Source organism: Pseudomonas sp. LBUM1674 (assembly GCF_059695635.1).
Genome location: NZ_CP166779.1, coordinates 2904552 through 2928986, shown reverse-complemented (window position 1 = coordinate 2928986; position 24435 = coordinate 2904552). Strand labels below are relative to the sequence as shown.

The window sequence follows — 24435 nt, the reverse complement described above, 5'->3', positions numbered from 1 at the left end:
CGCTGAGGCAGGACTCAGGTTTGCCATCGCCTGTGGTTTAATCGTCCCCCCCGATTCTCCCCTGCCCCGTTTCAAGGATATCCATTCATGAGTCAGCCCCGCGCAACCAGCGTTCTGGTCATTGGTTACGTCTGGCCCGAGCCCCGCTCTTCGGCGGCTGGCGGGCATATGATGCAAATTCTCGAGACGTTCCTGGAGCAAGGCTGGGACATCACCTTCAGCAGTCCGGCCGGCACTGGCGAACACCGGGCAGACCTGACGGCCCTGGGCATTCGCGAAGTGCCGATCGAATTGAACAACAGCAGTTTCGACACCTTCATCAGCCAACTGGCCCCGGATATGGTGCTGTTCGATCGGTTCATGATGGAAGAACAATTCGGCTGGCGTGTCGAAAAACACTGCCCGGATGCCTTGCGCGTGCTTGAGACGTCCGACCTGCAAAGCCTGCGCGATGCCCGTCATCAACGCCTCAAGGAACGCTTGAAGGCGAGTGACGACGCCGATGATTTCAGCGAGTTGTTCGCCCCGGCACTGCGTGCGGAATTCGAGTTCATGGCCGAGACCGATCTGGCCAAACGGGAGATCGCCGCGATTTATCGTTGTGACTTGAACCTGATGATTTCCGAAGTGGAAATCGAGTTGTTGGTCGAACAATTCAAGGTGCCGCGCAAATTGCTGCACGGGTGCCCGTTGATGGTCGACCTGCCCAGTGCGCCGCCAGCGGCTTTTGAGGATCGGGCGCACTTTCTCAGCATCGGCAACTTTCGCCATGCACCGAACTGGGACGCGGTGCTCTGGATGAAAACCACCCTGTGGCCGCTGATCCGCGAACAGCTGCCTGGTGCTCAGCTGCACATCTACGGCGCCTACACCCCGCCCAAGGCCACTGCGCTGCACAATGCGGCTCAGGGCTTTCATGTGATGAACTGGGCAGAAGATGCCTTGCACGTCATGTCGGCGGCGCGAGTGTGCCTGGCACCGTTGCGATTCGGGGCGGGCATCAAAGGCAAGCTCGTTGACGCAATGCTCTGCGGTACGCCGAATGTCACCACGCCGATCGGCGCAGAAGCCATGCACGGCGAGGAACCCTGGCCAGGGGCGGTGACCCGGACGGCCCAGGCGTTCGCCGATAACGCCGTGCAACTTTATAAAGACAAGACCCGATGGCTGAATGCACAGGCGCAAGGTTTGCAACTATTGGCCAATCGTTACCAGCAGAACATTCACGGCCCTGCATTGATCGCCCGAATCAACGAGTGCCGACAACAGTTGGCGTCGATCAGAAGGGATAACTTCACCGGCAGCATGCTGCGCCATCATCAACACAAGAGCACTCAATACATGTCGCAATGGATTGAAGCGAAAAACCGTCAGTTCACTTAATTTGTGTACATGTTTCCGCGTTTGGTATTGCCGGGGCGGCCCTCTATGATCGGGTGTCCTTACTGATTGACAAGCTCCGACAGCGGATCCTACCGCCTTCGGACGCCACGTTAACGGTGGGGGAGCTGAAACGGGCGAGCGCACAACGAAGGCTGGTGCTGGCTGCGTCATTTGTTGAAAACGGTTTACGGCAAGACCTTGCATCGCACGTAGCAGGCCTCGACGAACCACCGGGTAGCATTCACGGGCTGGAACGAGGCATGATCGGATTGCGATAACAACCAAAGCGCACTGACATGACCCGGACTGCCAGAGTTACCGACCCTTCCTACGAACTGATGGACGACCACAACGGGTTGTCCATCATCTATCGCCAGCACGGCTTCCCCTGCCCGCTGGTACGATGGCATTTCCACAAGGAATACGAACTGCACCTGATCGTCGCCAGCTCAGGCAAGGTGTTCATCGGCGACTACATCGGCAACTTCTATCCCGAATCCCTGTTCCTCACCGGCCCCAACCTGCCCCACAACTGGATCAGTCAGGTCGCCGAAGACGAAGTAGTGCCCAAGCGCGACATGCTGGTCAATTTTACCGACGAGTTGTTCGACAGCGGCCATCTGGTGTTTGCCGAGCTCAAGACCCTGGCACCGCTGCTGGAGCGTGCGCAGTACGGCATCGAATTCCGCTGCAAACGTACCATCCGCCAGGCGATGGGCCTGATGCAGCGTATCGCCGATTCGAAGGGCGTGACCCGGCTCGGGCACTTTTTCATTCTGCTGGAACTGCTGGCCTCCTGCGACGATTACCGAACGCTCTCCGGCGCGACGACGCCGCAGTTGGCCGACGAACACAACATCGATCGCACCAACCTGGCAGTGGATTACATCTTCGCCCACTACGCCCGGGATCTGCCGCTGGAGGAAGTGGCCGAGCACCTGGGCATGAAGCCGACCTACTTCAGCCGGGTGTTCAAGCAAGCCACCGGGCGTTGCTTCATCGAATTCGTCAATCGCCTGCGCATCAGCAAATCCTGCGAACTATTGGCCGACGGTGACAAACCGGTGACGGATGTGTGTTTCGAGTCGGGTTTCAACAATATTTCCAATTTCAATCGGCGATTTCAGCAGCTAAAAGGAATGACGCCGTCGCACTATCGCAAGTTGGCGGTGCAGCGTTTGACCGAACAGAATCTGGGGTAAAGAAAGATCAAAAGATCGTCCGAAGGCTCGGGCCGCGTTCGGACGATCTTTTGATCCTGTGGCCCGAAAACCTGTACGCAAACAATAGCGACTGACGGCAACAACGCCGTTCCCCGCAGCTCTCCCTCCAAACCCCAGTGCAAAATAGTATCAATTCAAGTGCGACGGATGATTTGTCACGCCATCGATTGAAGGCTGTAATCAGTGCACATTCTTCCCTCCGCAGGAAGACACAAAAACAATAACTGTCCTTCTGCAACCCGCCGGGTGCAGAAAAGGAGTGCACGATGCAACCCTCTGCAAAAGCTCTGCTAGCCCTCACCTGCATGACCCTCAGCAACGTCAGCCTCGGCGCCCAGACCCTGACCATCGCCACCGTCAACAACAGCGACATGATCCGCATGCAAAAGCTCTCGAAAACCTTTGAGGCCGAGCATCCGGACATCAAGCTCAACTGGGTGGTGCTGGAAGAAAATGTCCTGCGCCAGCGCCTGACCACCGACATCGCTACCCAGGGTGGCCAGTTCGACGTGCTGACCATCGGCATGTACGAAGCTGCCCTCTGGGGTGCCAAGGGTTGGCTGGAGCCGATGAAGGACTTGCCGGCCAGCTACGCCCTCGACGATATATTCCCTTCGGTGCGCGAAGGCCTTTCGGTCAAGGGCTCGCTTTATGCCCTGCCGTTCTACGCCGAAAGTTCCATCACCTATTACCGCACCGACCTGTTCAAGGACGCCGGGTTGACCATGCCCGAACGCCCGACCTGGTCCCAGATCGGTGAATTCGCCAGCAAGCTCACCAACAAGGATAAGGAACAGTACGGCATCTGCCTGCGCGGCAAGGCCGGCTGGGGCGAGAACATGGCGCTCATCAGCACGGTCGCCAATGCTTATGGTGCACGCTGGTTCGATGAGCAGTGGAAGCCGGAATTCACCGGTCCGGAATGGAAGAATGCGCTGAATTTCTACGTCGACACCATGAAAAAATCCGGCCCGCCGGGTGCTTCGAGTAACGGCTTCAACGAAAACCTGGCGCTGTTCAACAGCGGCAAGTGTGCGATCTGGGTCGATGCCAGCGTTGCCGGCTCCTTTGTCACCGACAAGACCCAGAGCAAGGTCAGCGAACATGTCGGCTTTACCTTCGCCCCGCACGAAACCACCGACAAAGGTTCGGCCTGGATGTATTCCTGGGCGCTGGCGATCCCGACCAGCTCCAAGGCCAAGGACGCCGCCAAAACTTTCAGCGCCTGGGCCACGTCCAAGGAGTACGGGGCGTTGGTCGCGGAAAAAGACGGCATCGCCAACGTGCCGCCAGGCACCCGGGCCTCGACCTACAGCGAGGCTTATATGAGCGCCGCACCGTTCGCCAAGGTGACGCTGGAATCGCTGAAAGCGGCGGACCCGAGCAAGCCGAGCGCCAAACCGGTGCCGTACATCGGCATTCAGTTGGTGACCATTCCTGAATTCCAGGCCGTGGGCACCCAGGTCGGCAAATTGTTCTCGGCGGCGCTGATCGGCCAGACCACGGTCGACCAGGCCCTGACTGCCGCCCAGTCAACCACCGAACGTGAAATGAAGCGCGCCGGTTATCCCAAATAGTAACGGCGGTGGGTGCAACTGTCCTGTTTGTCTGGACGCCGGGTTGTCTCCATCGCGGGCAAGCCACGCTCCCACAGGTTTAACGAATTCAATGTGGGAGCGGGCTTGCTCGCGAAGAAGCCGGTACATCCGATGCATTTTCAGCGACTGAAATACCGCTTTCGCGAGCAAGCTCGCTCCCACAGTTGATCTTCATTTGTCTGTTCTTTATCGGTGCTATTGCCATGACTATTTCAACTGCCAAAGCTCACATCGACCTACCCCAGCCACTGCGTAAAAGCCGGTTGGCCAACCCCGGCTGGTTCCTGGTCAGCCCCTCGGTGGCGCTGTTGCTGCTGTGGATGATCGTGCCGCTGGGCATGACCGTCTACTTTTCGCTGATCCGCTACAACCTGCTCTACCCCGGGGAAAACCAGTTCGTCGGCCTGGAGAACTTCAGCTACTTCCTCAGCGATTCAGGGTTCATGCCCGGCGCCACCAACACTCTGTTGCTGGTGGGCAGCGTGCTGCTGATCAGCGTGGTGTTCGGCGTGTTGATCAGTGCCTTGCTGGAGGCCAGTGAGTTTCTCGGGCGCGGTATCGTGCGGGTGCTGCTGATCTCGCCGTTTTTCATCATGCCCACCGTCGGTGCGCTGATCTGGAAGAACCTGATCTTCCACCCGGTGTCGGGGATTCTCGCCTACGTCTGGAAACTGTTCGGCGCGCAGCCGGTGGACTGGCTGGCGCATTACCCGCTGCTGTCGATCATCATCATCGTGTCCTGGCAATGGCTGCCCTTTGCGATCCTGATCCTGATGACCGCCATGCAGTCCCTCGACCAGGAGCAGAAGGAAGCCGCGCGCCTCGATGGCGCAGGTCCCATCGCGATCTTCTGGCACCTGACCCTGCCGCACCTGGCCCGCCCGATCGCGGTGGTGGTGATGATCGAAACCATCTTCCTGCTCTCGGTGTTCGCCGAAATCTTCACCACCACCAACGGCGGCCCCGGTTACGCCTCGACCAACCTCGCCTACCTGATCTACAACCAGGCGCTGGTGCAGTTCGACGTCGGCATGGCCTCCGCCGGCGGCTTGATCGCGGTGCTGATCGCCAACATCGCGGCCATCGTCCTGGTGCGGATGATCGGCAAAAACCTGACCGACAAAGCCTGAGGCCATTGCCATGACCCTTCAACAATCCCGTCGTCTGCAAAGCCTGCTGCTGGGCACCCTGGCCTGGGCCATCGCGATCCTGATCTTCTTCCCGATCTTCTGGATGGTGCTGACCAGTTTCAAGAGCGAAATCGACGCCTTCGCCACGCCGCCGCAGTTCATCTTCACCCCGACCCTGGAGAACTACCTGCATATCAACGAGCGCAGCGATTACTTCAGCTTCGCCTGGAACTCGGTGGTGATCTCGTTCAGTGCCACGGCGCTGTGCCTGCTGATCGCGGTGCCGGCCGCCTACTCGATGGCGTTCTATGAAACCCAGCGCACCAAGGGCACGCTGCTGTGGATGCTCTCGACCAAGATGCTGCCGCCGGTGGGCGTGCTGATGCCGATCTACCTGCTGGCCAAGAGTTTCGGCCTGCTGGATACGCGCATCGCGCTGATCGTGATCTACACCCTGATCAACCTGCCGATCGTGGTCTGGATGATTTACACCTACTTCAAGGACATCCCCAAGGACATCCTCGAAGCCGCGCGCCTGGACGGCGCGACGCTGTGGCAGGAGATGGTGCGGGTGCTGCTGCCGATCGCCAAGGGCGGCCTGGCGTCCACTGTGCTGCTGTCGCTGATCCTGTGCTGGAACGAAGCCTTCTGGTCGCTGAACCTGACCTCGTCCCAGGCTGCACCGCTGACCGCGCTGATCGCCTCGTACTCCAGCCCCGAAGGCCTGTTCTGGGCCAAGTTGTCGGCGGTCTCGACCCTGGCCTGCGCGCCGATCCTGATCTTCGGCTGGATCAGCCAGAAACAACTGGTCCGCGGCCTGTCGTTTGGCGCCGTGAAATGAAGATCACCCCCTGTGGGAGCGAGCTTGCTCGCGATGGGCGTGAACGATGACGCGTGCTGCCTGGATAAACGCGCCGCCTGCACATTTTTCGCGAGCAAGCTCGCTCCTACAAAAAAGCCCGCCCCGGCTCAACCTGAATAAAAACAAACGGAGGCCCATCACCATGGCCAACCTGAAAATCAAGAACCTGCAAAAAGGCTTCGAAGGCTTTTCCATCATCAAGGGCATCGACCTGGAAGTGCGCGACAAGGAATTCGTGGTCTTCGTCGGCCCCTCGGGCTGCGGCAAGTCCACCCTGCTGCGACTGATCGCCGGCCTGGAAGAAGTCAGCGGCGGCACCATCGAACTCGATGGCCGCGACATCACCGAAGTCAGCCCCGCCAAGCGCGACCTGGCGATGGTGTTCCAGACCTACGCCCTGTACCCGCACATGAGCGTGCGCAAGAACATGTCGTTTGCCCTCGACCTGGCCGGCGTCCCCAAAGCCGACGTCGAGAAAAAGGTCAACGACGCCGCGCGCATCCTCGAGCTCGGGCCGATGCTCGAGCGCAAGCCCAAACAACTTTCCGGCGGCCAGCGCCAGCGCGTGGCCATCGGCCGGGCGATCGTGCGCAACCCGAAAATCTTCCTGTTCGACGAACCGCTGTCCAACCTCGACGCCGCCCTGCGGGTGCAGATGCGCCTGGAACTGTCGCGGCTGCACAAGGAACTGCAAGCGACCATGATCTACGTGACCCACGACCAGGTCGAAGCCATGACCCTGGCCGACAAGGTGGTGGTGCTCAATGGCGGCAAGGTCGAACAGGTCGGCTCGCCGCTGGAGCTGTATCACCAACCGGCCAACCTGTTTGTCGCCGGCTTCCTCGGCACGCCGAAGATGGGTTTCCTCAAGGGCAAGGTCACCCGCGTCGAGCGCCAGAGCTGCGAAGTGCTGCTGGACGCCGGCACCCGCATCACCTTGCCGTTGAGCGGCGCCACCCTGAGCGTCGGCGGTGCGGTGACCCTGGGCATCCGCCCGGAACACCTGGAGCTGGCGCAACCCGGCGACTGCAGCTTGCAGGTCACCGCCGACGTCAGCGAGCGCCTGGGCAGCGACACCTTCTGCCACGTCGTGACCACGTCCGGCGAGCCCCTGACCCTGCGTGTACGCGGTGACCTGGCCAGCCGCTATGGCGAAACCCTGAGCCTGCACCTGGATGCCGAACACTGCCATTTATTCGATGCCGACGGCGTGGCGCTGACCCGCCCGTTGCGCGTTGCCGCCTGAATTCAGAGAACCTGTGATGAAACTGAATAAACAAAATCTGCATCACCTCGCCCCCGAAGTGGTCCTGCCCGCCTACACCCTGAGCGACACTCGCCAGGGCATCGCGCACATCGGCGTCGGCGGTTTCCACCGCGCGCATCAGGCGTATTACACCGACGCCTTGATGAACACCGGCAAGGACCTGGACTGGGCCATTTGCGGCGTCGGCCTGCGCGCCGAAGACCGTCGCGCCCGGGATGATCTGAAGGAGCAGGATTACCTGTTCACCCTGCTTGAGCTGGGCGACACCGACGACAACGAAGTCCGGGTGATCGGCGCTATCCGCGACATGCTGCTGGCCGAAGACGGCGCCCAGGCGCTGATCGACAAACTGGCGAGCCCCGAGATTCGCATTGTCTCGCTGACCATCACCGAAGGCGGCTACTGCATCGATGACAGCAACGGCGAATTCATGGCCCATTTGCCGCAGATCCAACATGACCTGGCCCATCCGGACGCACCGAAAACCGTGTTCGGCTTTCTCTGCGCCGCCTTGGTCAAACGCCGTGCCGCCGGCACGCCTGCATTCACTTTGATGTCCTGCGATAACCTGCCGCACAACGGTGCGGTCACCCGCAAGGCGCTGCTGGCTTTTGCTGCCCTGCGCGATGCCGAACTGCGCGACTGGATCGACAGCAACGTCAGTTTTCCCAACGCCATGGTCGACCGCATCACGCCAATGACCAGCACTGAACATCGCCTGCAACTGGCCGACAAGCATGCCGTCGATGATGCCTGGCCGGTGGTCTGTGAGCCGTTTGCGCAATGGGTGCTGGAAGACAAGTTCGTCAACGGGCGTCCGGCCTGGGAACAGGTCGGCGTGCAGTTTACCGACGACGTCACGCCTTACGAAGACATGAAGATCAAACTGCTCAACGGCAGCCACCTGGCCCTGACGTATCTGGGATTCCTGAAGGGGTACCGCTTCGTTCACGAGACCATGAACGACCCGCTGTTTGTCCGGTACCTGCGCGCTTATATGGATCTGGACGTGACGCCTCAACTGTCACCCGTGCCGGGGATCGACCTGACCGAATACAAGAGCACCCTGGTCGCACGCTTCTCCAATCAGGCGATTGCCGATCAGCTGGAGCGCGTGTGCTCGGACGGTTCGTCGAAGTTTCCCAAGTTCACCGTGCCGACTATCAATCGCTTGATTGCCGATGGCCGCGAGACGAAGCGTGCGGCGTTGGTGGTGGCAGCCTGGGCGTTGTACTTGAAGGGGGTGAATGAGCATGGCGATACGTACTCGATTCCGGATCCGCGCGCGGCGTTTTGTCAGGCATTGGTGGCCGATGATGTGTTGATTACCCAGCGGTTGTTGGAGGTCGAGGAGATCTTTGGTACGCAGATTCCCAATTCGCCCGAATTTGTGGCGGCGTTCGAATGGTGCTGCAACAGCTTGCGGGATGTTGGGGTAACCAAGACCCTCGAGCGAGTACTCGCTTAAGCCCTGCGGTGAAATTTCTGTCGCCATCGCGGGCAAGCCCGCTCCCACAGTGTTCGGAGTGAAAGACAGATTTGTGAACAACATACATCCCTGTGGGAGCGGGCTTGCCCGCGATGGCTGACTGACAAACAACATCAATGTTGAATGTGCACAGAGATCGACCTGACACACCAAGGATCCTCCATGGCAAACCAACAACTCTTCCTCGGCATCGACTGCGGTACCCAAGGCACCAAGGCCCTCGTCCTCGACGCAATCAGTGGCGAGGTCCTCGGCCAGGGCGCCGCTGCGCACAGCCTGATCAGCGGCGCCAATGGCCGTCGCGAGCAGGACACCTCGCAATGGCTTGAAGCCTTCACTTCGGCCACTCGCCAAGCGCTGATTGCGGCCAACATCGACGGCCAGAACATCCTCGGCATCGGCGTCTCCGGCCAACAACACGGCCTGGTCCTGCTCGACGATCAGGGCCAGGTACTGCGCCCGGCCAAACTCTGGTGCGACACCGAATCCAGCCCGCAGAACGACCGCCTGCTGGCCCATCTGGGCGGCGAAAGCGGCTCGCTGGAACGCCTCGGCGTCGTCATCGCGCCGGGCTATACCGTGTCCAAGCTGCTCTGGACCAAAGAACAGCACCCGGAAACGTTTTCCCGCATCGCCCGCATCCTGCTGCCCCACGACTACCTCAACTTCTGGCTCACCGGCCGCAGTTGCAGCGAGTATGGCGATGCCTCGGGCACCGGCTATTTCAACGTGCGCACCCGTCAGTGGGACTTGCAGCTGCTGCGCGACATCGACCCCACCGGCCGCCTGCAAGCCGCGTTGCCGGAGCTGATCGACGCCCACCAGGCCGTTGGCACCCTCCTGCCGGGCATCGCCGAGTACCTGGGCATCAACCCGCGGGCATTGGTGTCCTGCGGCGGTGGCGACAACATGATGGGGGCCATCGGCACCGGCAACATCAAGCCCGGCGCAATCACCATGAGCCTCGGTTCCTCGGGAACGGTCTACGCCTATGCCGACCAGCCGAATGTCAGTCCGGACGCCTCGGTCGCGACCTTCTGTTCATCCAGCGGTGGCTGGCTGCCGCTGATCTGCACCATGAACCTGACCAATGCCACCGGGGTGATTCGCGAGTTGTTCGAGCTGGATATCGAGCGCTTCAACGAACTCGTCGCGAAAGCGCCGATCGGTGCCGAAGGCGTGTGCATGCTGCCGTTTCTCAACGGTGAACGGGTGCCTACCCTGCCTCATGCCACGGGCAGCCTGCTGGGGCTGACCATGACCAACCTGACGCAGGCCAACCTGTGTCGCGCCGTGGTAGAGGGCACGACCTTCGGTTTGCGTTATGGGCTGGACCTGTTGCGCCGCAATGGCCTGCAAAGCCGCAGTATCTGCCTGATCGGCGGCGGCTCGAAAAGCGCGGTGTGGCGGCAGCTGGTCGCGGACATCATGAACACGCCGGTGATCTGCACCGGGCAAAGCGAAGCCGCGGCGCTCGGCGCAGCGATTCAGGCGGCATGGTGCACGTCTTGGGCAAACGGCCATGAACACAGCCTGGCGGACTTGTGCGAGCGTTGCGTGAAGCTCGATCCGGCCAGCGAAACCTTGCCGATTGCAGACAATGTGGCGGCCTGTCAGCAGGCCTACGAACGCTATCGACAGCATGTCGCAAGCCTTTAACGTGTCGGATCGCCACCACCGCTCCCACATGGATCTCGGTTGAACACCTCAACTGTGGAGCCTGCTCGCCAAGGTGGCCCATTTCTCAGCGCCTGCCGGTCAAGTAACGAAACTGCCGACGGGTGGCATTCAGCCGGCTTAACCATCTCTTAACGCTGCGGTCCAAAGCTTTACTGGACCGCACGCCCTCAGATCTCTCTGACGCCCAGTGCGGCAGGTTCGACCCTAGGTCGAGCTGACTTTTCGCCTGCACTGGAGATCGTTCATGAACACGTGCACATTGTTGTCGACAGCCGCCCTCGCCTGCACCGCCTTTGCCGGTCTTGCTCTGGCCGACGATACGTCCTCCACCCAAGTCCCTGCGTATTACTATGGGTTTCCATTGCACGTGGCCAAGGTCATCTCGCTGACCGAGCCCTCGACCCTGTATTGCGAAGTCATCACAGCTGAAATGAAGTACATCGACACGTCAGGCCAGCCTGCTCGAATCACTTATCGAAAACTGTCCGACGCTTGCAGCCTGCAAAGCTGACCAGGCAGTCCGGACTGCATGGGCGAATGGCTCGATCGCCATGCCGGTCCCCGGGCATATTGCTGCTGATGGTTGAGCTGGCGCCAGGTCTGGCGTTTCTCCAGACCCGGCGCGAGTCATGGAACCGTGGGTTAAAGCGCTTTCCTGTCTGGATGCAGAGTCTGGACATCGGCCCTGTTTTGCATGTCCACACGCAATTCGGCAATCAGGTCGTTGATTTCCCTGCAGCCATTGAGATGTTTGGCATTTATTCCGGTCACCATCAGATCGAGGTGATCGGTTTTACGATCGGAATACACTTTTACAGTCATCGACAGGTCCGGCGACAGCGTACATTGACAACGTTTCGGAAGAAAACTGGTTTCAATGATGTTTCGAAGTTCCAAGGCAGAAAGAAACATTACGACCCTCTCCTTATTGTAAGAATGCCAATCAAACATCCACGTCGATCAGTACCCAATCCCCCGCTCATGTTCCCTGCAGGCTTTATCAAGTCTTCATCTGACCGTTTTCCGGTGTAGCCGCTGACTCTAATTAAAAGCCGGTCAGCTCAAGGCCAGCTACAGCATAAAACATGCCGCGAATTTCGCCGTGCAGCTCATCGGTAAATTCAATGATATTTGTGCACTGACTACTGGCCTTTTCATGCAAAATGCAACAAAGGCCGATTACGGCCATGCAATTTGCAAGATCCATGGCGGTAAAATTGTAACGACGCTGATTCAGTATCCACCGACCGCACCCACACGCAAGGCCGCATCACGGATTCTTTGTCCTGGATCACTACCGTCGGGCTGAATGTTATCGACTGAACAGTCATTGGCCCGATGAGCACGTTGCTTGCCAGACCGTCTTTGACAAGAGTGCACACGGCAACAGAGTAAATCATGGCCGAATTCCTTCGGCCTCTGTAGGCTGACAATTGCACTCATCATCCCAAGGAAGGAAATCATGAAGTCTGTCGCCTTGCCCGTCATTGCCCTGATCGCCTTTGCCGGCTACACCCTTTCAGTGATGCTGCAGACCGAGCAATCGTTGATCGATTTTGGCATAAGCCTGATGTCGCGGCCCGATACTGCCCAGGTGGTGATCGACCTTTATCTGTTGGCCACGCTTGCCGGCATCTGGATGTACAGGGATGCACGCAAGCGCGGGCAATCCGCACTGTCGGTGCTTCCCTATTTGCTGATTACCGCCATTTTCGTGTCCATCGGGCCATTGTCATACCTTGTCGCCCGTGGTTTGCAGGATCGGAAAAAGGCTATCGGCATCGCCTGAGATTGACGCTGCGGTCGAGCCTGTCTTACTTCAGGCCGACCTTGTACAGCACCCCGTCAGCCTCATCGGTCAACACATATAAATAGCCGTCCGGTCCCTGCCGCACATCACGAATGCGTTTGTTCAACTCACCCATCAACCGTTCTTCGTGAACCACTCGGTCGCCGTTGAACTGCAGGCGAATCAGTTCCTGAGTGACCAGCGCGCCGATAAACACATTGTGCTGCCAGGCCTTGAAGCGATCAGCGTCGTAGAACGCCATGCCGCTCAGCCCGGGTGATTGTTCCCAGACGTGGTGCGGCGCGACGGTACCTTCGGCGGTCTTGCCATTGGCTTCCGGAATCGGCTGGCCGGAATAGTTGATGCCGTGGGTTGCCATCGGCCAGCCGTAATTCTTGCCACGCTCGATAATGTTGATCTCGTCGCCGCCCCGGGGGCCGTGCTCGTTTTCCCAGAGGACGCCGGTCCAGGGGTTGAGCGCCGCGCCTTGTGGATTGCGCTGGCCATAGGACCAGATCTCCGGGCGCACGCCGGTCTGACCGACAAAGGGGTTGTCGTCCGGTACCTTGCCGTCGGGGTAGATCCGCACGACCTTGCCCTGGAGCTTGTCGAGGTCCTGGGCCGTCGGCCGGTCGTTGTTCTCACCGAGGGTGATGAACAGATAACCGTCGCGGTCGAACACCAGGCGCGACCCAAAGTGGTTGCCGACCGACAGTTTGGGCTCCTGGCGGAAGATCACCTTGAAGTTCCCGATTGTCTTCAGGTCTTGCGACAATTGTCCGCGGCCGACCGCCGTCCCGGCCTTGTCGCCCTTGCCACCCCCTTCGGCATAAGACAGATAGACCGTGCGGTCTTGCTTGAAGTCGGGCGACAACACCACATCCAGCAAGCCGCCCTGGCCCTTGGCCCAGACTTGCGGCACGCCCTCGAGCGGCGCCGAGAGTTTGCCGTCGGCACTGACCACCCGCAGGTTGCCGGGGCGTTCAGTCACCAGCATCCCCTGGCGATCGGGCAGAAACGCCAAAGCCCATGGGTGATCCAGGCCCTCGACGATCGGGGTGACTTCGAGGGTGCCCTGCTCACTTTTCAATTCTTGAGCGGGCGCGGCATACACAGGTGCGGTAGCAGTGATCAATGCGCTGGCACAGAGGGTGGCCAGGAGGGTTTTACGCAACATGCACGATTCCTTTTGTCGTCAGAATGGCTGGCAGACTCGCGTCTTGCCGTTCAACGGTTGCTGGTGTCTGCGTCTCGATGAGGCGGATTGGGTATGAATGTCGGTGGGCTGGCCGGCGCCGTTCGGTCCTGGGGATAGCGGTTGCCAATCCCGCCGTTGTCCAGGGTCGGTGGTCGCGGAACGGGCACGGTGTTTGGCCCGCGAATGCCTGGAGCGCCGGGTTGGGTGCCCTGCATGCTGTTGGGGTTGGTCCGGCGAATCGGGCTGTTGTAAGGATTGCTTGAATTGCCCGTCGGGCTCTGCGCCAACAACAAGGGTGAGGATGGCGCTGGGTCGGCCTGGGCCGGATTGCTCAGCACGCCACTCAATGCCAACGCGGTGATGCCAAGCATTAATCGGTTCATCGGGAGCCTCTCGACGTAAGCGTGGATAGAGCCTTCGATAGCACGCTACGCCCGGGGTTCGCATTTGTTAATCAAAACCTCCCCAACAAGATGTAACACCCTTTGACCGTACCGCTGATCCGCCCTAGAAACGCGGCCCAAAGCGGCTGAAACTTTTGCTCCAGGCCACGGGTCACCTGATCATCACTTGGGAGAAGACGACGATGGCACGGGCAATCTGGAAAGGCGCAATCAGTTTCGGGCTGGTGCATATCCCTGTCGCGCTGGTCTCGGCGACGTCTTCCCAAGGGGTGGATTTCGACTGGCTCGACAGCCGGAGCATGGAACCGGTCGGCTACAAGCGCGTCAACAAGGTCACCGGCAAGGAAGTCACCAAAGAGCACATCGTCAAAGGTGTGCAGTACGAAAAGGGTCGCTACGTGGTGCTCAGCGAAGAGGAAATCAAGTCGGCGCACCCGCTATCCACGCAGACCATCGACATCTTTTCCTTTGTCGACAGTGAACAGATTCCCCTGCAAAACATCGACACACCCTACTACCTTGCACCCGATAAACGCGGCGGCAAGGTCTACGCGCTGCTGCGCGAAACCCTCAGCAAAACCAACAAGGTCGCCCTCGCCCACGTGGTCTTGCATACCCGCCAGCACCTGGCCGCGCTGATGCCACTGGAGTCGGCCATGGTCCTGGTGATGCTGCGCTGGCCGGCCGAGGTGCGCAGTCTGGATACGCTCGAACTGGGCAGCGAAGTCACCAGTCCCAAGCTGGTCAAGGGCGAGCTGGACATGGCCAAACGACTGGTTGAAGACATGAGCGCCGAGTGGAGCCCTGAGGACTATCGCGACAGCTTCGAAGACAAGATCATGGCGCTGGTGGAGAAAAAAGCCCATGAAGGGAAGATCGAGGACGTGGAAACGGCGACGGGTGAAGAAGAGCGTAAGACTGCGGATGTGATTGACTTGACGGAGTTGCTTAAACGTAGCCTGGGTGGCAAGGCCGCTGCTAAACCTGCTGCGAAAGCTAAATCGACCGACAAGCCGGCGCCGGCCAAAAAAACTTCAAAGCGTTCGAGTGGTTGATCGATTGTTTGATCCGACTGTTTTTCGGTGGGTGTACCGGCCTCATCGCGGGCAAGCCCGCTCCCACAGGGTTCAGTGTCAGCTACATAATTGACGGCAAACACTGAATCTGTGGGAGCGGGCTTGCCCGCGATGGCGTCAGCCGTCATAACGCAATGTTCAGATCAGCACAAAAACCGCCAGCAACCCACCCAGAATCGCCCACTTCTCCAGGTAATAAAGTTTGCGATTGCGCTTCTTGAGCGCCTTGCCCCTCAGGCGAACCTTGTAGATCCTGCCGAACAGGCGGTTGATACCACCGGTTTTGTCGCCCTCAACGTTCGGCGCGCCCGCCGCCGCCATCACATTGCGGCTGAACCAGCCATTGAACGCTGCCGCCCAGCGATATTTCATGGGCCGCTCAATGTCGCAGAACAAAATGATGCGGTTTTGTTGAGTGGTGTTTTCAGCGTAATGAATGAAGGTTTCGTCGAACATGACCGCCTCACCATCGCGCCAGTGATAGTTCTCGCCATTGACGTTGATGTAGCAACCGGCATCGTTCGGCGTGTCGAGCCCCAGGTGATAACGATAGGAACCGGCGTACGGATCGCGGTGACGGACCAGCCTGGACCCCGGCGGCAGCTCGGCGAACATCGCAGCCTTGATCGAGCCGATGCTCTGCACCAGTTCTGTCGTGCGTGGACAGAGCTTCATCGCCGAGGGGTGGCTGTCGCCGTACCACTTCAGATAAAAACGCTTCCAGCCTGTCTTGAAGAACGAGTTGAAACCGATATCGTCGTACTGGTTCGAGCGCTTGATCTCTTCAGTCCTGAGCAGGTTCTGGCCTTCGGCACGAATGTCCTCCCAATGGGCTTGCAACGGACTCAAATCGGGGAAATCCGCCGGGTTGAGGTAGGGCCTGTTGGGAATTTTAGAGAACAGGTAAAGGAAGCAATTGACCGGTGCCAGAAACGTCGAGTGATCACTCAGCTGGCGACCCAATTTGTGACGCACGCGTCCGCGCAGATGAACGTACGCAATCGATACAAAATAAATAACAGCAATGATGAGCTTCACGAAAATCGTCACACGTCAGAAGTGAACAAACTGCGTCCCCTGGAGGCCTTGCGGCCAGGGGTCTTGTGCAGCGTCTGATATCGAAACGGCGGTCCCGGTGGCGCGTCCCTGAGCGCTTGCCGACTGTCGGCATCTGGATGAGAGATGGCATTTTAGCCGCCGTTTGTAACCAATTGTTAGCATTCAGCGGTGAAAATCTGTCCGCTGAAGGCGTCAAAGCAGCCGTACGGCCTCAACGCCCTATCGTTTAAAGAGCCAGACCAGTACAATCGCCGCCAAACATTATGCGCCCCCCTTGGTTGATGACGGGAAAGAACCCGCCTCAGCGCACTTCGACTCGGGCCAAGCGCTCCTTATGCTGCTGTCCACTTATTGCCAGATGGACCTTCCGCGTCTGACCGGGATGAATTTCCCGTGGTTCGGATACCGGAAACGGGTACTGAATCGGTACTGCCGCAACCCTTGCTACTCTTCAAGCTTCGCAGGAAAAACCTTTGATCTCTACAGCTAACATCACGATGCAGTTCGGCGCCAAGCCGCTATTTGAAAACGTTTCGGTGAAATTCGGCGCGGGCAACCGTTACGGCCTGATCGGCGCCAACGGTTGCGGCAAATCGACCTTCATGAAAATCCTCGGTGGCGACCTCGAGCCGTCGGGCGGCCAGGTCATGCTCGAGCCGAACGTGCGCCTGGGTAAATTGCGCCAGGACCAGTTCGCCTACGAAGAATTCACCGTGATCGATACCGTGATCATGGGTCACGAAGAGCTGTGGAAGGTCAAGGCCGAGCGCGATCGCATCTACTCGCTACCGGAAATGACCGAAGAAGACGGCATGGCCGTGGCGGAGCTGGAAACCGAGTTCGCCGAAATGGACGGCTACACAGCCGAATCCCGTGCCGGCGAACTGTTGCTGGGCCTGGGTATCGGCATCGAGCAGCACTTCGGCCCGATGAGCGAGGTTTCCCCAGGCTGGAAGCTGCGCGTATTGCTGGCTCAGGCGCTGTTCTCCGATCCGGAAGTGCTGTTGCTCGACGAACCGACCAACCACCTGGACATCAACACCATCCGCTGGCTGGAAAACGTGCTGACCCAGCGCTCCAGCCTGATGATCATCATCTCCCACGACCGTCACTTCCTGAACAGCGTGTGCACCCACATGGCTGACCTGGATTACGGCGAGCTGCGCCTGTTCCCGGGCAACTACGACGAGTACATGACCGTGGCGACCCAGTCCCGCGAGCAACTGCTGTCGGACAATGCCAAGAAGAAAGCACAGATTTCGGAACTGCAATCGTTCGTCAGCCGCTTCTCGGCCAACGCCTCGAAAGCCAAGCAAGCAACCTCCCGCGCCAAGGCGATCGACAAGATCCAACTGGCCGAGGTCAAGCCCTCGAGCCGTGTAAGCCCGTTCATCCGTTTCGAACAAACCAAGAAGCTGCACCGTCAAGCGGTCATCGTCGAGCGCATGGCCAAAGGCTTCGACGGCAAGCCGCTGTTCAAGGACTTCAGCTTCGTTGTTGAAGCAGGCGAGCGCGTGGCGATCATCGGCCCGAACGGTATCGGTAAAACCACCCTGCTGCGCACCCTGGTCAACGAACTGACCCCGGATGCCGGTACTGTGAAATGGACCGACGCCGCGGAACTGGGCTACTACGCCCAGGACCATGCGCACGACTTCGAAGACGACTGCAACCTGTTCGACTGGATGGGCCAATGGACCCAGGGCGGCGAGCAACTGGTACGCGGCACCCTCGGCCGGATGCTGTTTTCCAACGATGAGATCCTCAAGTCGGTCAAGGTCATCTCCGGTGGTGAGCAAGGTCGCATGCTGTTCGGCAAGTTGATCCTGCAAAAGCCGAACGTACTGATCATGGACGAACCGACCAACCACTTGGACATGGAATCGATCGAGGCGCTGAACCTGGCGCTGGAGAACTACCCGGGCACGCTGATCTTCGTCAGCCACGACCGTGAGTTCGTATCGTCTCTGGCCACCCGCATCATCGAGTTGAGCGCCAGCGGCGTGATCGACTTCAGCGGCACTTATGATGACTACCTGCGTAGTCAGGGTGTTGTGTTCTAAGACTCTGCTGCAATTGAAAAGCCCTGTCCTGGTGACGGGGCTTTTTGCATTTCAATGTTCAAGTATTTCTGTGGTGCGCAAATCATCGTCGGAACGCCGCCCGGAGCAAGCTCGCTCCCACAAGTGACCGCGATCCAATGTGGGAGCGAGCTTGCTCGCGATGGGGCCCTCAAGCTCACGGATATAGTTAGCCTGCTTCCTTTTATTCCCCACCCAAGCCATGATGCAATTCTCCTACCGCCGCCCGCGAACGAGCCCTCATGTCTGTGCAGCAAGTGCCCCCGCAAAGCTCCATGGCGATCACCCTGCAGATCGTCTCCATCGTCTTCTATACCTTCATTGCCTTCCTGTGCATCGGCCTGCCGATTGCGGTGATACCGGGGTACGTCCACGAACAGCTGGGTTTCAGCGCAATCATCGCGGGGCTGACTATCGGCTGCCAGTACCTGGCCACTCTGCTCAGTCGTCCCATGGCCGGGCGCATGTCAGACAGTATTGGCACCAAGCGGGCGATTGTGTACGGCTTGTCGGGGATCGTGTTGAGCGGTGTGCTGACGCTGTTGTCGACTTTGCTGCAAAGCTTTCCGTTGTTGAGTCTGTTGATCCTGATCGCCGGCCGCCTGCTGTTGGGGATCGCCCAAGGCTTGATTGGCGTCGGCACCATCAGTTGGTGCATGGGCCAGGTCGGTGCCGAACATACCGCGCGCTCGATTTCCTGGAACGGGATTGCGTCCTACGGCGCCATCGCCATTGGTGCACCGCTTGGGGTGGTGATGGTCGCCGAGTACGGCTTTGAAAGCCTGGGAATTGTCTTGTCGCTGCTGGCGCTGGCGGCATTGCTGCTGATCCGCAACAAACCCTCGGTGCCGGTGATTCGCGGCGAGCGCCTGCCATTCTGGGCGGTGTTCGGGCGCATTGCGCCGTTTGGCGCGAGCCTGAGCCTGGCCTCCATCGGCTACGGCACCCTGACCACTTTTATCACCTTGTATTACGTCAGCCGCGGCTGGGCTGGCGCGGCCTACTGCCTGACGGTGTTTGGCGTCTGTTTCATTCTGGCGCGGCTGTTGTTCATTTCCAGCATCAGCCGCTTCGGCGGATTCGCCTCGGCCATTGCCTGCATGAGTGTTGAAACCTTGGGCCTGGGGCTGCTGTGGCTTGCGCCCTCGACCACTTATGCGTTGATCGGCGCAGGTCTGACCGGCTTCGGCTTGTCGCTGGTCTACCCGGCATTGGGTGTGGAGGCGATCAAGCAGGTGCCCAATTCCAGTCGCGGCGCGGGCTTGAGCGCCTATGCGGTGTTTTTCGATCTGGCGCTGGCGATTGCCGGGCCGTTGATGGGCGCGATCGCCTTGAACCTGGGGTACTCGTGGATTTTCTTCAGCGCGGCGCTGTTGTCGGTGAGCGGCCTGGGCTTGACCCTGTTACTGAAACGCCGCGCAATGACCTGACACCCACGACCCCTGTAGGAGCTGCCGCAGGCTGCGATCTTTTGATCTAGTTTTTGAAAAGCAAAGTCAAAAGATCGCAGCCTGCGGCAGCTCCTACAGGGGATTGCGTCGGTGTCATTGATCGGCAGTTTGCAGGGATTGCGTCGATGTCATTGATCGGCGGTTTGCAGGCATCGTGCAGGTCTTATTGATCGGCGGTTTGCATGCCGGCCCTGTCCGGCTTGCCCAGCGCCCGAGAAAAGAACCGCCCCGCTTCGGAAATCAGGGTGCGGTGGATGTCTTCGCGATCAACCCCGTCGGCATCGGTGCACAACGCCGGCATCGCGATAATCTGCTCTTCGTTGCACGGCGCCATGAACACAAAGTGCCCAGCCCCGGCCAGCAACTTGAAGTCCGGCGCGATCGGCAGTTTGCGCGCCAGCGCTGCGGCGTTCTTGTCGAATGCCACCAGTTTGTCGCCGTCGCCGCTATATAACAGCACCGGCACGTGCACGTCGGCCAGGGTATGGCGGCCGAACTTCAGGCTCAGCGGCGCCATCAGCAGCAAGGCATGAACCCGTGGGTCAGATACCGGTTGCAGGTCATCGCGATCAACGATCAACTCGCCTTGAGTGTTGCAGGCATCGCGATCATCCGGACGCTCCTGGCAGTAGCGGCGCAGACGGTCCAGGTCAGGCGTCGCACCGGACAGGATCAGCGCTGTCTCCCCGCCCGCCGAATAACCGATCACGCCGACCTGATTGGCGTTGACGAAGGGCGCAAGCATGCGATCGCCCAGGGTCGCGGTGATGGCTTGGGAAATCTGGAGCGGCCGGCCATACAGATTGCTCAAGGTACCCAGGCGGCTGTGGTCCCTGGAGTTGTCGCCGGGATGGATCACCGCCACCACGACGAACCCCTTGCGCGCCAGCGAGGTGGCGAGATCGTGCAGGGCCAGCGGGGTTCCGGTGTTGCCATGGGACAGCATCAGCATCGGGAAACGACCGATGGCGACGTGGGTGTCTTCGCCGGCTTCGACGGTGTAGCCCTCGAGTGTGCTGGTGTGTTCCTTGTCGCTGGAAGGATAGAAGGCGATGGCGCGCATCGGCTGCAGGTCCAGCGGATCGAGAAAGCTCATCTCATGGAAGCCGACGCTCCAGTGAGGGTGCGACGCAGGTGCGGCGTGCACTGAAGTCAGGCTGCCGAGCAGACACATCAGTAAACTTGCACACAGACGCACCATGGGATGCCCCACCTTGCTACTTGACCGGAGACGGTAACCCTCGATTGCATAACCTGGGCCAGGACTAGAAACAACCAGTAACAAAAAACTCCGCTTCTGGCACTTGCGTGCTCAGAATACAGAGTTTTTTGGTTGTTGCCCGAGCTGTTTGACGTCTTTACGCAAACCTTACGCGGCGACGAACAACTGCTCGCTGATGTGCGTCTGGGCATCGCTCATGGCCTTGGTACGCACTTCATCACCGTAAGCCAGGCCATGGGCGCGGACGAACTCGATATCGGTGATACCGAGGAAGCCGAACATGACTTTCAAATACTCTTCATGAGCAACGCCAGTGACCTGACCGGCGTGCAGACCGCCAGAGGTCGAGACAATCACGACTTTCTTGTCACCGCAGAGTCCTTCAGGGCCGGCTTCGGTGTAGCGGAAGGTCTGGCCGGCAACGGCGATGCGGTCGATCCAGGCCTTGAGTTGGGTCGGGATGGTGAAGTTGTACATCGGGGCGGCAATCACCACGGCATCGGCGGCGAGAAATTCAGCCAGCGCCTGTGCACTCAGCTCGGCTTCGTGCTGTTGTGCGGCATCGCGCAGTTCAGCCGTGGTGCCGGCGGCAACCAGGGTGGTGGCGGAGAAATGGCTGATGGCATCGGCAGCCAGGTCGCGGTAAGTCACCACGGCACTTGGTTCGGCGGCTTGCCAGGCTTTGACGACTTCGCTGCTCAGCTGACGGGAAGCCGAGTTGTCACCAAGAATGCTCGAATCGATATGCAGCAATTTCATGTGGGGATCTCCAAGTGAGGACCGCTCATGGCGATCTGATGGAGACAATCCTACAGGCGAAACCAATAGCTGATTAGATGGCAACAATGCGATAGTTCGTCCTACTGATAGAACAATCGAGTGGACAGCATGCAAGACCTCAATGATCTCTACTATTTCGCCAAGGTGGTCGAAGCCGGTGGCTTCGCGGCGGCCGGGCGTTTGCTCGGGATTCCCAAATCGCGGCTGTCGCGACGGATCGCCGAGCTGGAAGAACGCCTGGGTGCACGCCTGCTGCAACGTACCACCCGCCAACTCAAGCTGACGGCCGTGGGCGAGCGTTACCTGCGGCACTGTCAGGCGATGCTGCTGGAAGCCGAGATGGCCGATGAGGCCGTGGCCAGCATGTCCAGCGAACCCCGCGGGCGTTTGCGGGTGTCCTGCCCGGTGGGGTTGGCCCACGAAATTCTGCCGACCGTGATCAGTGATTTCCTGGCGAAGTTTCCACTGGTTCAACTGGAGGTCATGTTGCTCAATCGTCGGGTCGACCTGGTGACCGAGGGTGTCGACGTCGCCCTGCGCGTGCGCGAGTTGGGCGACGAAGACCCGTTGCTGGTCACCCGACGCTTGCGTCAGGCGCAAATGGCGATGGTCGCCAGCCCCGCCTTCCTGCAAGGACATGAGATCAACCATCCCGAAGACCTGAAAAACCTGCCGGTGCTCGGCGCGCTGGAAGCCGATCGCATGGTGCACATCCGCATGCTCGATCAACAGGGCAACAGCGTTGACTTGACCCTCGAAGCGCGATTGGGTATCGATGATTTCATCGTGCGCAAGGCCTGTACCCTGGCGGGCCAGGGGTTTACCCTGCTGCCGATGATGTATTGCGAGCAAGCGCTGGCAGACGGCTCACTGGTGCAGTTGCTGCCTGACTGGTCATTGCCTGGCGGCTGGCTGCAGGCGGTCTACCCTCATCGGCGCGGGGTGATGCCGGCGGTGCGCGCCTGGATCGACCATTTGATCGAATCATTCAACGCCTGTGGGGAACGATTGTTATGAAGGCCGCACGCATGAGCGAAGAGGATGTCGCGCAGTTCTGCCTGGCGCTGCCCGGCGCGCGGGAAGACTACAAGTGGGGTGGCGTGCGGGTGTTTTCGATTGCCGGGAACAAGATGTTCGCCTTGCAGAACCTGCGGGGCGCATCCCTGGCGTTCAAGGTCGACAAGGATCTGTTTCTCGGTCATTGCGACCGTCCGGGCATTCATCCGGCACCTTATCTGGCGCGGGCGCAGTGGATCATCATGGCAACGCCCTACCCGCTCGGTGCCGAAGAGCTGCAAGATTTGTTGCGACGTTCCCATCAACTGGTGGTGCGCAAGTTGCCTCGGCGCACCCAGGTCGGCCTGGTACTTTAAAGCTGCGCGAATTTAAAGCAGCGCGAAAAGATGGGCACCAAGGAACAACTGATCGATCCAGAACACCTGGTGCAGCAGCACGATCACCCAGAACAGCACCTGAAACGAAAGCTTGCGCGTCTTGTGCCGAAACACCTGCTGGGCCAGCAAGGCGCCTGGCCAGCCGCCGGCGAGTTCCACCGCATGCAACACGTTCTCCGGTATGCGCCAGCGATCGAGCCGAGCCTGGCGCTTGTCGCTCCAGTACAGCAGGAACGCCAGCCCGCTGACGATGCCATAGGCCGCCAGGGGCACCCGCGAAATGCCACCCAGCCACATCGTCATCGAACCCGACAGCGGCAGCGCGCACAGGATCGCAAACACCAGCAGTTTCAGCCGGGGATGGCGAATCTCGCCCCCGGACCGGCGTCCGGGGTTGTTGCGCGCGCTGGAGTCGTTCATGGCTGGACGGCGGTCCAGTCAACCCAGCCAAACTGCCAGGTGGCGAGGATGAACAGGCCGAACACGATGCGATACCAGGCGAACGCCGCGTAGCTGTGACTGCCGATGAACACGAGCAGGCCGCGCACGGCAATCATCGCGAAGATAAACGCCGTGACGAAGCCGATGGCGAATACGGGAAAATCAGCCGGCACGAACAGGTCGCGGTATTTGTAGCCCGAGTACACCGCCGCGCCGACCATGGTCGGCATCGCCAGGAAGAACGAGAACTCGGTGGCGGTCTTGCGCGACAAGCCGAACAGCAAACCGCCAATGATCGTCGAACCGGAGCGCGAGGTGCCCGGGATCATGGCCAGACACTGGGCAAAGCCGATTTTCAGGGCGTCCTTCCAGGTGATTTCGTCGACGCTGTGGGCATGCACTTCATGCTGACGCCGTTCAGCCCACAGCATGACGACACCGCCCACGACCAACGCCGTGGCTACCGTGATCGGGTTGAACAGATAATGGTGGATCAGGTCGGCGAAAATCACCCCCAATACCACGGCCGGCATAAAGGCGATCAGCAGGTTCGCGGTAAAGCGTCGAGCGCCTGGCTGGGTCGGCAAGCCGACGACCACATCGAAAATCTTGCGGCGAAACTCCCACACCACCGCCAGGATCGCGCCGAGCTGGATGATGATGTTGAAGGCCATGGCCCGCTCACCCCCGAAGTCGAGCAGGTCGGCCACGATGATCTGGTGCCCGGTACTGGAAATGGGCAAAAACTCCGTAAGTCCCTCTACAACGCCAAGTATCAATGCCTGAAAGGCGGTCCAAAGATCCATCAATCCCCCAAGAAGCGATGCGCCACGGCATGCCCCGTTAATATTTTCAGAACGCCACTGTGATCAGTGCAGATGAAGTCCCGCGCGCGCAATTCCCCCACA

24 protein-coding genes are annotated in these 24435 nt (G+C 59.6%); 15 read left to right on the top strand and 9 right to left on the bottom strand.

Annotation, left to right across the window (positions count from 1 at the left end):
* The first annotated feature begins 87 nt into the window (after positions 1-87).
* The 9 genes from ACA067_RS13675 (at position 88) to ACA067_RS13635 (ending at position 11143) form a co-directional block, all read left to right on the top strand.
* On the top strand, positions 88-1383 hold the full coding sequence (locus tag ACA067_RS13675; protein WP_497462249.1) for a glycosyltransferase: 1296 nt from the start codon (positions 88-90) through the stop codon (positions 1381-1383).
* A 296-nt stretch (positions 1384-1679) separates the two neighbouring features.
* Complete coding sequence (locus tag ACA067_RS13670; RefSeq protein ID WP_497462248.1) at positions 1680-2585, top strand: helix-turn-helix domain-containing protein; 906 nt, start codon at positions 1680-1682, stop codon at positions 2583-2585.
* Between the two features lie 287 nt (positions 2586-2872).
* Positions 2873-4183, top strand: coding sequence for an ABC transporter substrate-binding protein (locus tag ACA067_RS13665; protein ID WP_497462247.1), 1311 nt, complete (start codon positions 2873-2875; stop codon positions 4181-4183).
* A gap of 224 nt (positions 4184-4407) precedes the next feature.
* Positions 4408-5334, top strand: coding sequence for a carbohydrate ABC transporter permease (locus tag ACA067_RS13660; RefSeq protein ID WP_497462246.1), 927 nt, complete (start codon positions 4408-4410; stop codon positions 5332-5334).
* 10 nt (positions 5335-5344) lie between these two features.
* On the top strand, positions 5345-6175 hold the full coding sequence (locus tag ACA067_RS13655; RefSeq protein ID WP_128873487.1) for a carbohydrate ABC transporter permease: 831 nt from the start codon (positions 5345-5347) through the stop codon (positions 6173-6175).
* A 163-nt stretch (positions 6176-6338) separates the two neighbouring features.
* Complete coding sequence (locus ACA067_RS13650) at positions 6339-7442, top strand: ABC transporter ATP-binding protein (RefSeq protein WP_497462245.1); 1104 nt, start codon at positions 6339-6341, stop codon at positions 7440-7442.
* A 16-nt stretch (positions 7443-7458) separates the two neighbouring features.
* Positions 7459-8931 carry a mannitol dehydrogenase family protein gene (locus ACA067_RS13645; RefSeq protein ID WP_497462244.1) on the top strand — a complete coding sequence of 491 codons (1473 nt, stop codon included), beginning with the start codon at positions 7459-7461 and terminating at the stop codon, positions 8929-8931.
* Between the two features lie 183 nt (positions 8932-9114).
* Complete coding sequence (xylB, locus tag ACA067_RS13640) at positions 9115-10611, top strand: xylulokinase (RefSeq protein ID WP_497462243.1); 1497 nt, start codon at positions 9115-9117, stop codon at positions 10609-10611.
* A 265-nt stretch (positions 10612-10876) separates the two neighbouring features.
* Entirely contained in the window at positions 10877-11143 is a 267-nt protein-coding gene (locus ACA067_RS13635; protein ID WP_497462242.1) for a DUF2790 domain-containing protein, read from the top strand.
* A gap of 131 nt (positions 11144-11274) precedes the next feature.
* Here the strand turns inward: ACA067_RS13635 and ACA067_RS13630 are convergent, their stop codons facing one another.
* Both ACA067_RS13630 and ACA067_RS13625 read right to left on the bottom strand, forming a co-directional pair.
* Positions 11275-11544, bottom strand: a complete 270-nt coding sequence (locus ACA067_RS13630; RefSeq protein ID WP_497462241.1) for a DUF1652 domain-containing protein — start codon at positions 11542-11544, stop codon at positions 11275-11277.
* Positions 11545-11677: 133 nt separating this feature from the next.
* A complete protein-coding gene (locus ACA067_RS13625; protein ID WP_497462240.1) occupies positions 11678-11821 on the bottom strand; it encodes a hypothetical protein in 144 nt (47 codons plus the stop codon).
* A 273-nt stretch (positions 11822-12094) separates the two neighbouring features.
* On the opposite strand from ACA067_RS13625, the gene ACA067_RS13620 reads away from it, so the two are divergent.
* Positions 12095-12421, top strand: a complete 327-nt coding sequence (locus tag ACA067_RS13620; RefSeq protein WP_497462239.1) for an ABA4-like family protein — start codon at positions 12095-12097, stop codon at positions 12419-12421.
* A gap of 25 nt (positions 12422-12446) precedes the next feature.
* On the opposite strand, the gene ACA067_RS13615 is transcribed toward ACA067_RS13620, so the two are convergent.
* Positions 12447-13598 carry a PQQ-dependent sugar dehydrogenase gene (locus ACA067_RS13615; protein WP_497462238.1) on the bottom strand — a complete coding sequence of 384 codons (1152 nt, stop codon included), beginning with the start codon at positions 13596-13598 and terminating at the stop codon, positions 12447-12449.
* A gap of 50 nt (positions 13599-13648) precedes the next feature.
* The gene (locus tag ACA067_RS13610; RefSeq protein ID WP_497462237.1) at positions 13649-14002 is read right to left on the bottom strand and encodes a hypothetical protein; all 354 of its coding nucleotides are present in this window, start codon (positions 14000-14002) and stop codon (positions 13649-13651) included.
* Between the two features lie 203 nt (positions 14003-14205).
* Between ACA067_RS13610 and ku the strand changes: the two genes are divergently transcribed.
* Entirely contained in the window at positions 14206-15078 is an 873-nt protein-coding gene (ku, locus tag ACA067_RS13605) for a non-homologous end joining protein Ku (RefSeq protein WP_497462236.1), read from the top strand.
* A gap of 159 nt (positions 15079-15237) precedes the next feature.
* Here the strand turns inward: ku and lpxO are convergent, their stop codons facing one another.
* Positions 15238-16137, bottom strand: coding sequence for a lipid A hydroxylase LpxO (lpxO, locus tag ACA067_RS13600; RefSeq protein WP_497462235.1), 900 nt, complete (start codon positions 16135-16137; stop codon positions 15238-15240).
* 494 nt (positions 16138-16631) lie between these two features.
* Here lpxO and ACA067_RS13595 point away from each other — a divergent pair, with 494 nt between their 5' ends.
* On the top strand, positions 16632-18221 hold the full coding sequence (locus ACA067_RS13595; protein ID WP_497462234.1) for an ABC-F family ATPase: 1590 nt from the start codon (positions 16632-16634) through the stop codon (positions 18219-18221).
* Between the two features lie 260 nt (positions 18222-18481).
* Complete coding sequence (locus ACA067_RS13590) at positions 18482-19669, top strand: MFS transporter (protein WP_497462233.1); 1188 nt, start codon at positions 18482-18484, stop codon at positions 19667-19669.
* A gap of 184 nt (positions 19670-19853) precedes the next feature.
* On the opposite strand, the gene ACA067_RS13585 is transcribed toward ACA067_RS13590, so the two are convergent.
* Together ACA067_RS13585 and ACA067_RS13580 are read right to left on the bottom strand one after the other, a co-directional pair.
* Positions 19854-20891 carry an alpha/beta hydrolase family protein gene (locus tag ACA067_RS13585; RefSeq protein ID WP_497462232.1) on the bottom strand — a complete coding sequence of 346 codons (1038 nt, stop codon included), beginning with the start codon at positions 20889-20891 and terminating at the stop codon, positions 19854-19856.
* Positions 20892-21059: 168 nt separating this feature from the next.
* Positions 21060-21671 carry an FMN-dependent NADH-azoreductase gene (locus ACA067_RS13580; RefSeq protein ID WP_497462231.1) on the bottom strand — a complete coding sequence of 204 codons (612 nt, stop codon included), beginning with the start codon at positions 21669-21671 and terminating at the stop codon, positions 21060-21062.
* A 129-nt stretch (positions 21672-21800) separates the two neighbouring features.
* Between ACA067_RS13580 and ACA067_RS13575 the strand changes: the two genes are divergently transcribed.
* Together ACA067_RS13575 and ACA067_RS13570 are read left to right on the top strand one after the other, a co-directional pair.
* Positions 21801-22709 (top strand): LysR substrate-binding domain-containing protein, encoded by a 909-nt coding sequence (locus ACA067_RS13575; protein WP_497462230.1) that lies wholly within the window; start codon positions 21801-21803, stop codon positions 22707-22709.
* Positions 22706-23065 carry an MmcQ/YjbR family DNA-binding protein gene (locus ACA067_RS13570; protein WP_497457043.1) on the top strand — a complete coding sequence of 120 codons (360 nt, stop codon included), beginning with the start codon at positions 22706-22708 and terminating at the stop codon, positions 23063-23065. The genes ACA067_RS13575 and ACA067_RS13570 overlap by 4 nt, the downstream gene beginning before the upstream one ends.
* A gap of 12 nt (positions 23066-23077) precedes the next feature.
* Here the strand turns inward: ACA067_RS13570 and ACA067_RS13565 are convergent, their stop codons facing one another.
* Both ACA067_RS13565 and ACA067_RS13560 read right to left on the bottom strand, forming a co-directional pair.
* Positions 23078-23506 carry a DUF1294 domain-containing protein gene (locus ACA067_RS13565; protein ID WP_497462229.1) on the bottom strand — a complete coding sequence of 143 codons (429 nt, stop codon included), beginning with the start codon at positions 23504-23506 and terminating at the stop codon, positions 23078-23080.
* The gene (locus tag ACA067_RS13560; RefSeq protein WP_497462228.1) at positions 23503-24333 is read right to left on the bottom strand and encodes an undecaprenyl-diphosphate phosphatase; all 831 of its coding nucleotides are present in this window, start codon (positions 24331-24333) and stop codon (positions 23503-23505) included. Before ACA067_RS13560 ends, ACA067_RS13565 begins: the two co-directional genes overlap by 4 nt.
* Positions 24334-24435: the final 102 nt, after the last annotated feature.

Bases quoted from the DNA above. Each gene is read 5' to 3' on its own strand.
- ACA067_RS13675 (WP_497462249.1), top strand. From the start codon at position 88: ATGAGTCAGCCCCGCGCAACCAGCGTTCTGGTCATTGGTTACGTCTGG.
- ACA067_RS13670 (WP_497462248.1), top strand. From the start codon at position 1,680: ATGACCCGGACTGCCAGAGTTACCGACCCTTCCTACGAACTGATGGAC.
- ACA067_RS13665 (WP_497462247.1), top strand. From the start codon at position 2,873: ATGCAACCCTCTGCAAAAGCTCTGCTAGCCCTCACCTGCATGACCCTC.
- ACA067_RS13660 (WP_497462246.1), top strand. From the start codon at position 4,408: ATGACTATTTCAACTGCCAAAGCTCACATCGACCTACCCCAGCCACTG.
- ACA067_RS13655 (WP_128873487.1), top strand. From the start codon at position 5,345: ATGACCCTTCAACAATCCCGTCGTCTGCAAAGCCTGCTGCTGGGCACC.
- ACA067_RS13650 (WP_497462245.1), top strand. From the start codon at position 6,339: ATGGCCAACCTGAAAATCAAGAACCTGCAAAAAGGCTTCGAAGGCTTT.
- ACA067_RS13645 (WP_497462244.1), top strand. From the start codon at position 7,459: ATGAAACTGAATAAACAAAATCTGCATCACCTCGCCCCCGAAGTGGTC.
- xylB (WP_497462243.1), top strand. From the start codon at position 9,115: ATGGCAAACCAACAACTCTTCCTCGGCATCGACTGCGGTACCCAAGGC.
- ACA067_RS13635 (WP_497462242.1), top strand. From the start codon at position 10,877: ATGAACACGTGCACATTGTTGTCGACAGCCGCCCTCGCCTGCACCGCC.
- ACA067_RS13630 (WP_497462241.1), bottom strand. From the start codon at position 11,544: ATGTTTCTTTCTGCCTTGGAACTTCGAAACATCATTGAAACCAGTTTT.
- ACA067_RS13625 (WP_497462240.1), bottom strand. From the start codon at position 11,821: ATGGCCGTAATCGGCCTTTGTTGCATTTTGCATGAAAAGGCCAGTAGT.
- ACA067_RS13620 (WP_497462239.1), top strand. From the start codon at position 12,095: ATGAAGTCTGTCGCCTTGCCCGTCATTGCCCTGATCGCCTTTGCCGGC.
- ACA067_RS13615 (WP_497462238.1), bottom strand. From the start codon at position 13,598: ATGTTGCGTAAAACCCTCCTGGCCACCCTCTGTGCCAGCGCATTGATC.
- ACA067_RS13610 (WP_497462237.1), bottom strand. From the start codon at position 14,002: ATGAACCGATTAATGCTTGGCATCACCGCGTTGGCATTGAGTGGCGTG.
- ku (WP_497462236.1), top strand. From the start codon at position 14,206: ATGGCACGGGCAATCTGGAAAGGCGCAATCAGTTTCGGGCTGGTGCAT.
- ACA067_RS13590 (WP_497462233.1), top strand. From the start codon at position 18,482: ATGTCTGTGCAGCAAGTGCCCCCGCAAAGCTCCATGGCGATCACCCTG.
- ACA067_RS13585 (WP_497462232.1), bottom strand. From the start codon at position 20,891: ATGGTGCGTCTGTGTGCAAGTTTACTGATGTGTCTGCTCGGCAGCCTG.
- ACA067_RS13580 (WP_497462231.1), bottom strand. From the start codon at position 21,671: ATGAAATTGCTGCATATCGATTCGAGCATTCTTGGTGACAACTCGGCT.
- ACA067_RS13575 (WP_497462230.1), top strand. From the start codon at position 21,801: ATGCAAGACCTCAATGATCTCTACTATTTCGCCAAGGTGGTCGAAGCC.
- ACA067_RS13570 (WP_497457043.1), top strand. From the start codon at position 22,706: ATGAAGGCCGCACGCATGAGCGAAGAGGATGTCGCGCAGTTCTGCCTG.
- ACA067_RS13565 (WP_497462229.1), bottom strand. From the start codon at position 23,506: ATGAACGACTCCAGCGCGCGCAACAACCCCGGACGCCGGTCCGGGGGC.
- ACA067_RS13560 (WP_497462228.1), bottom strand. From the start codon at position 24,333: ATGGATCTTTGGACCGCCTTTCAGGCATTGATACTTGGCGTTGTAGAG.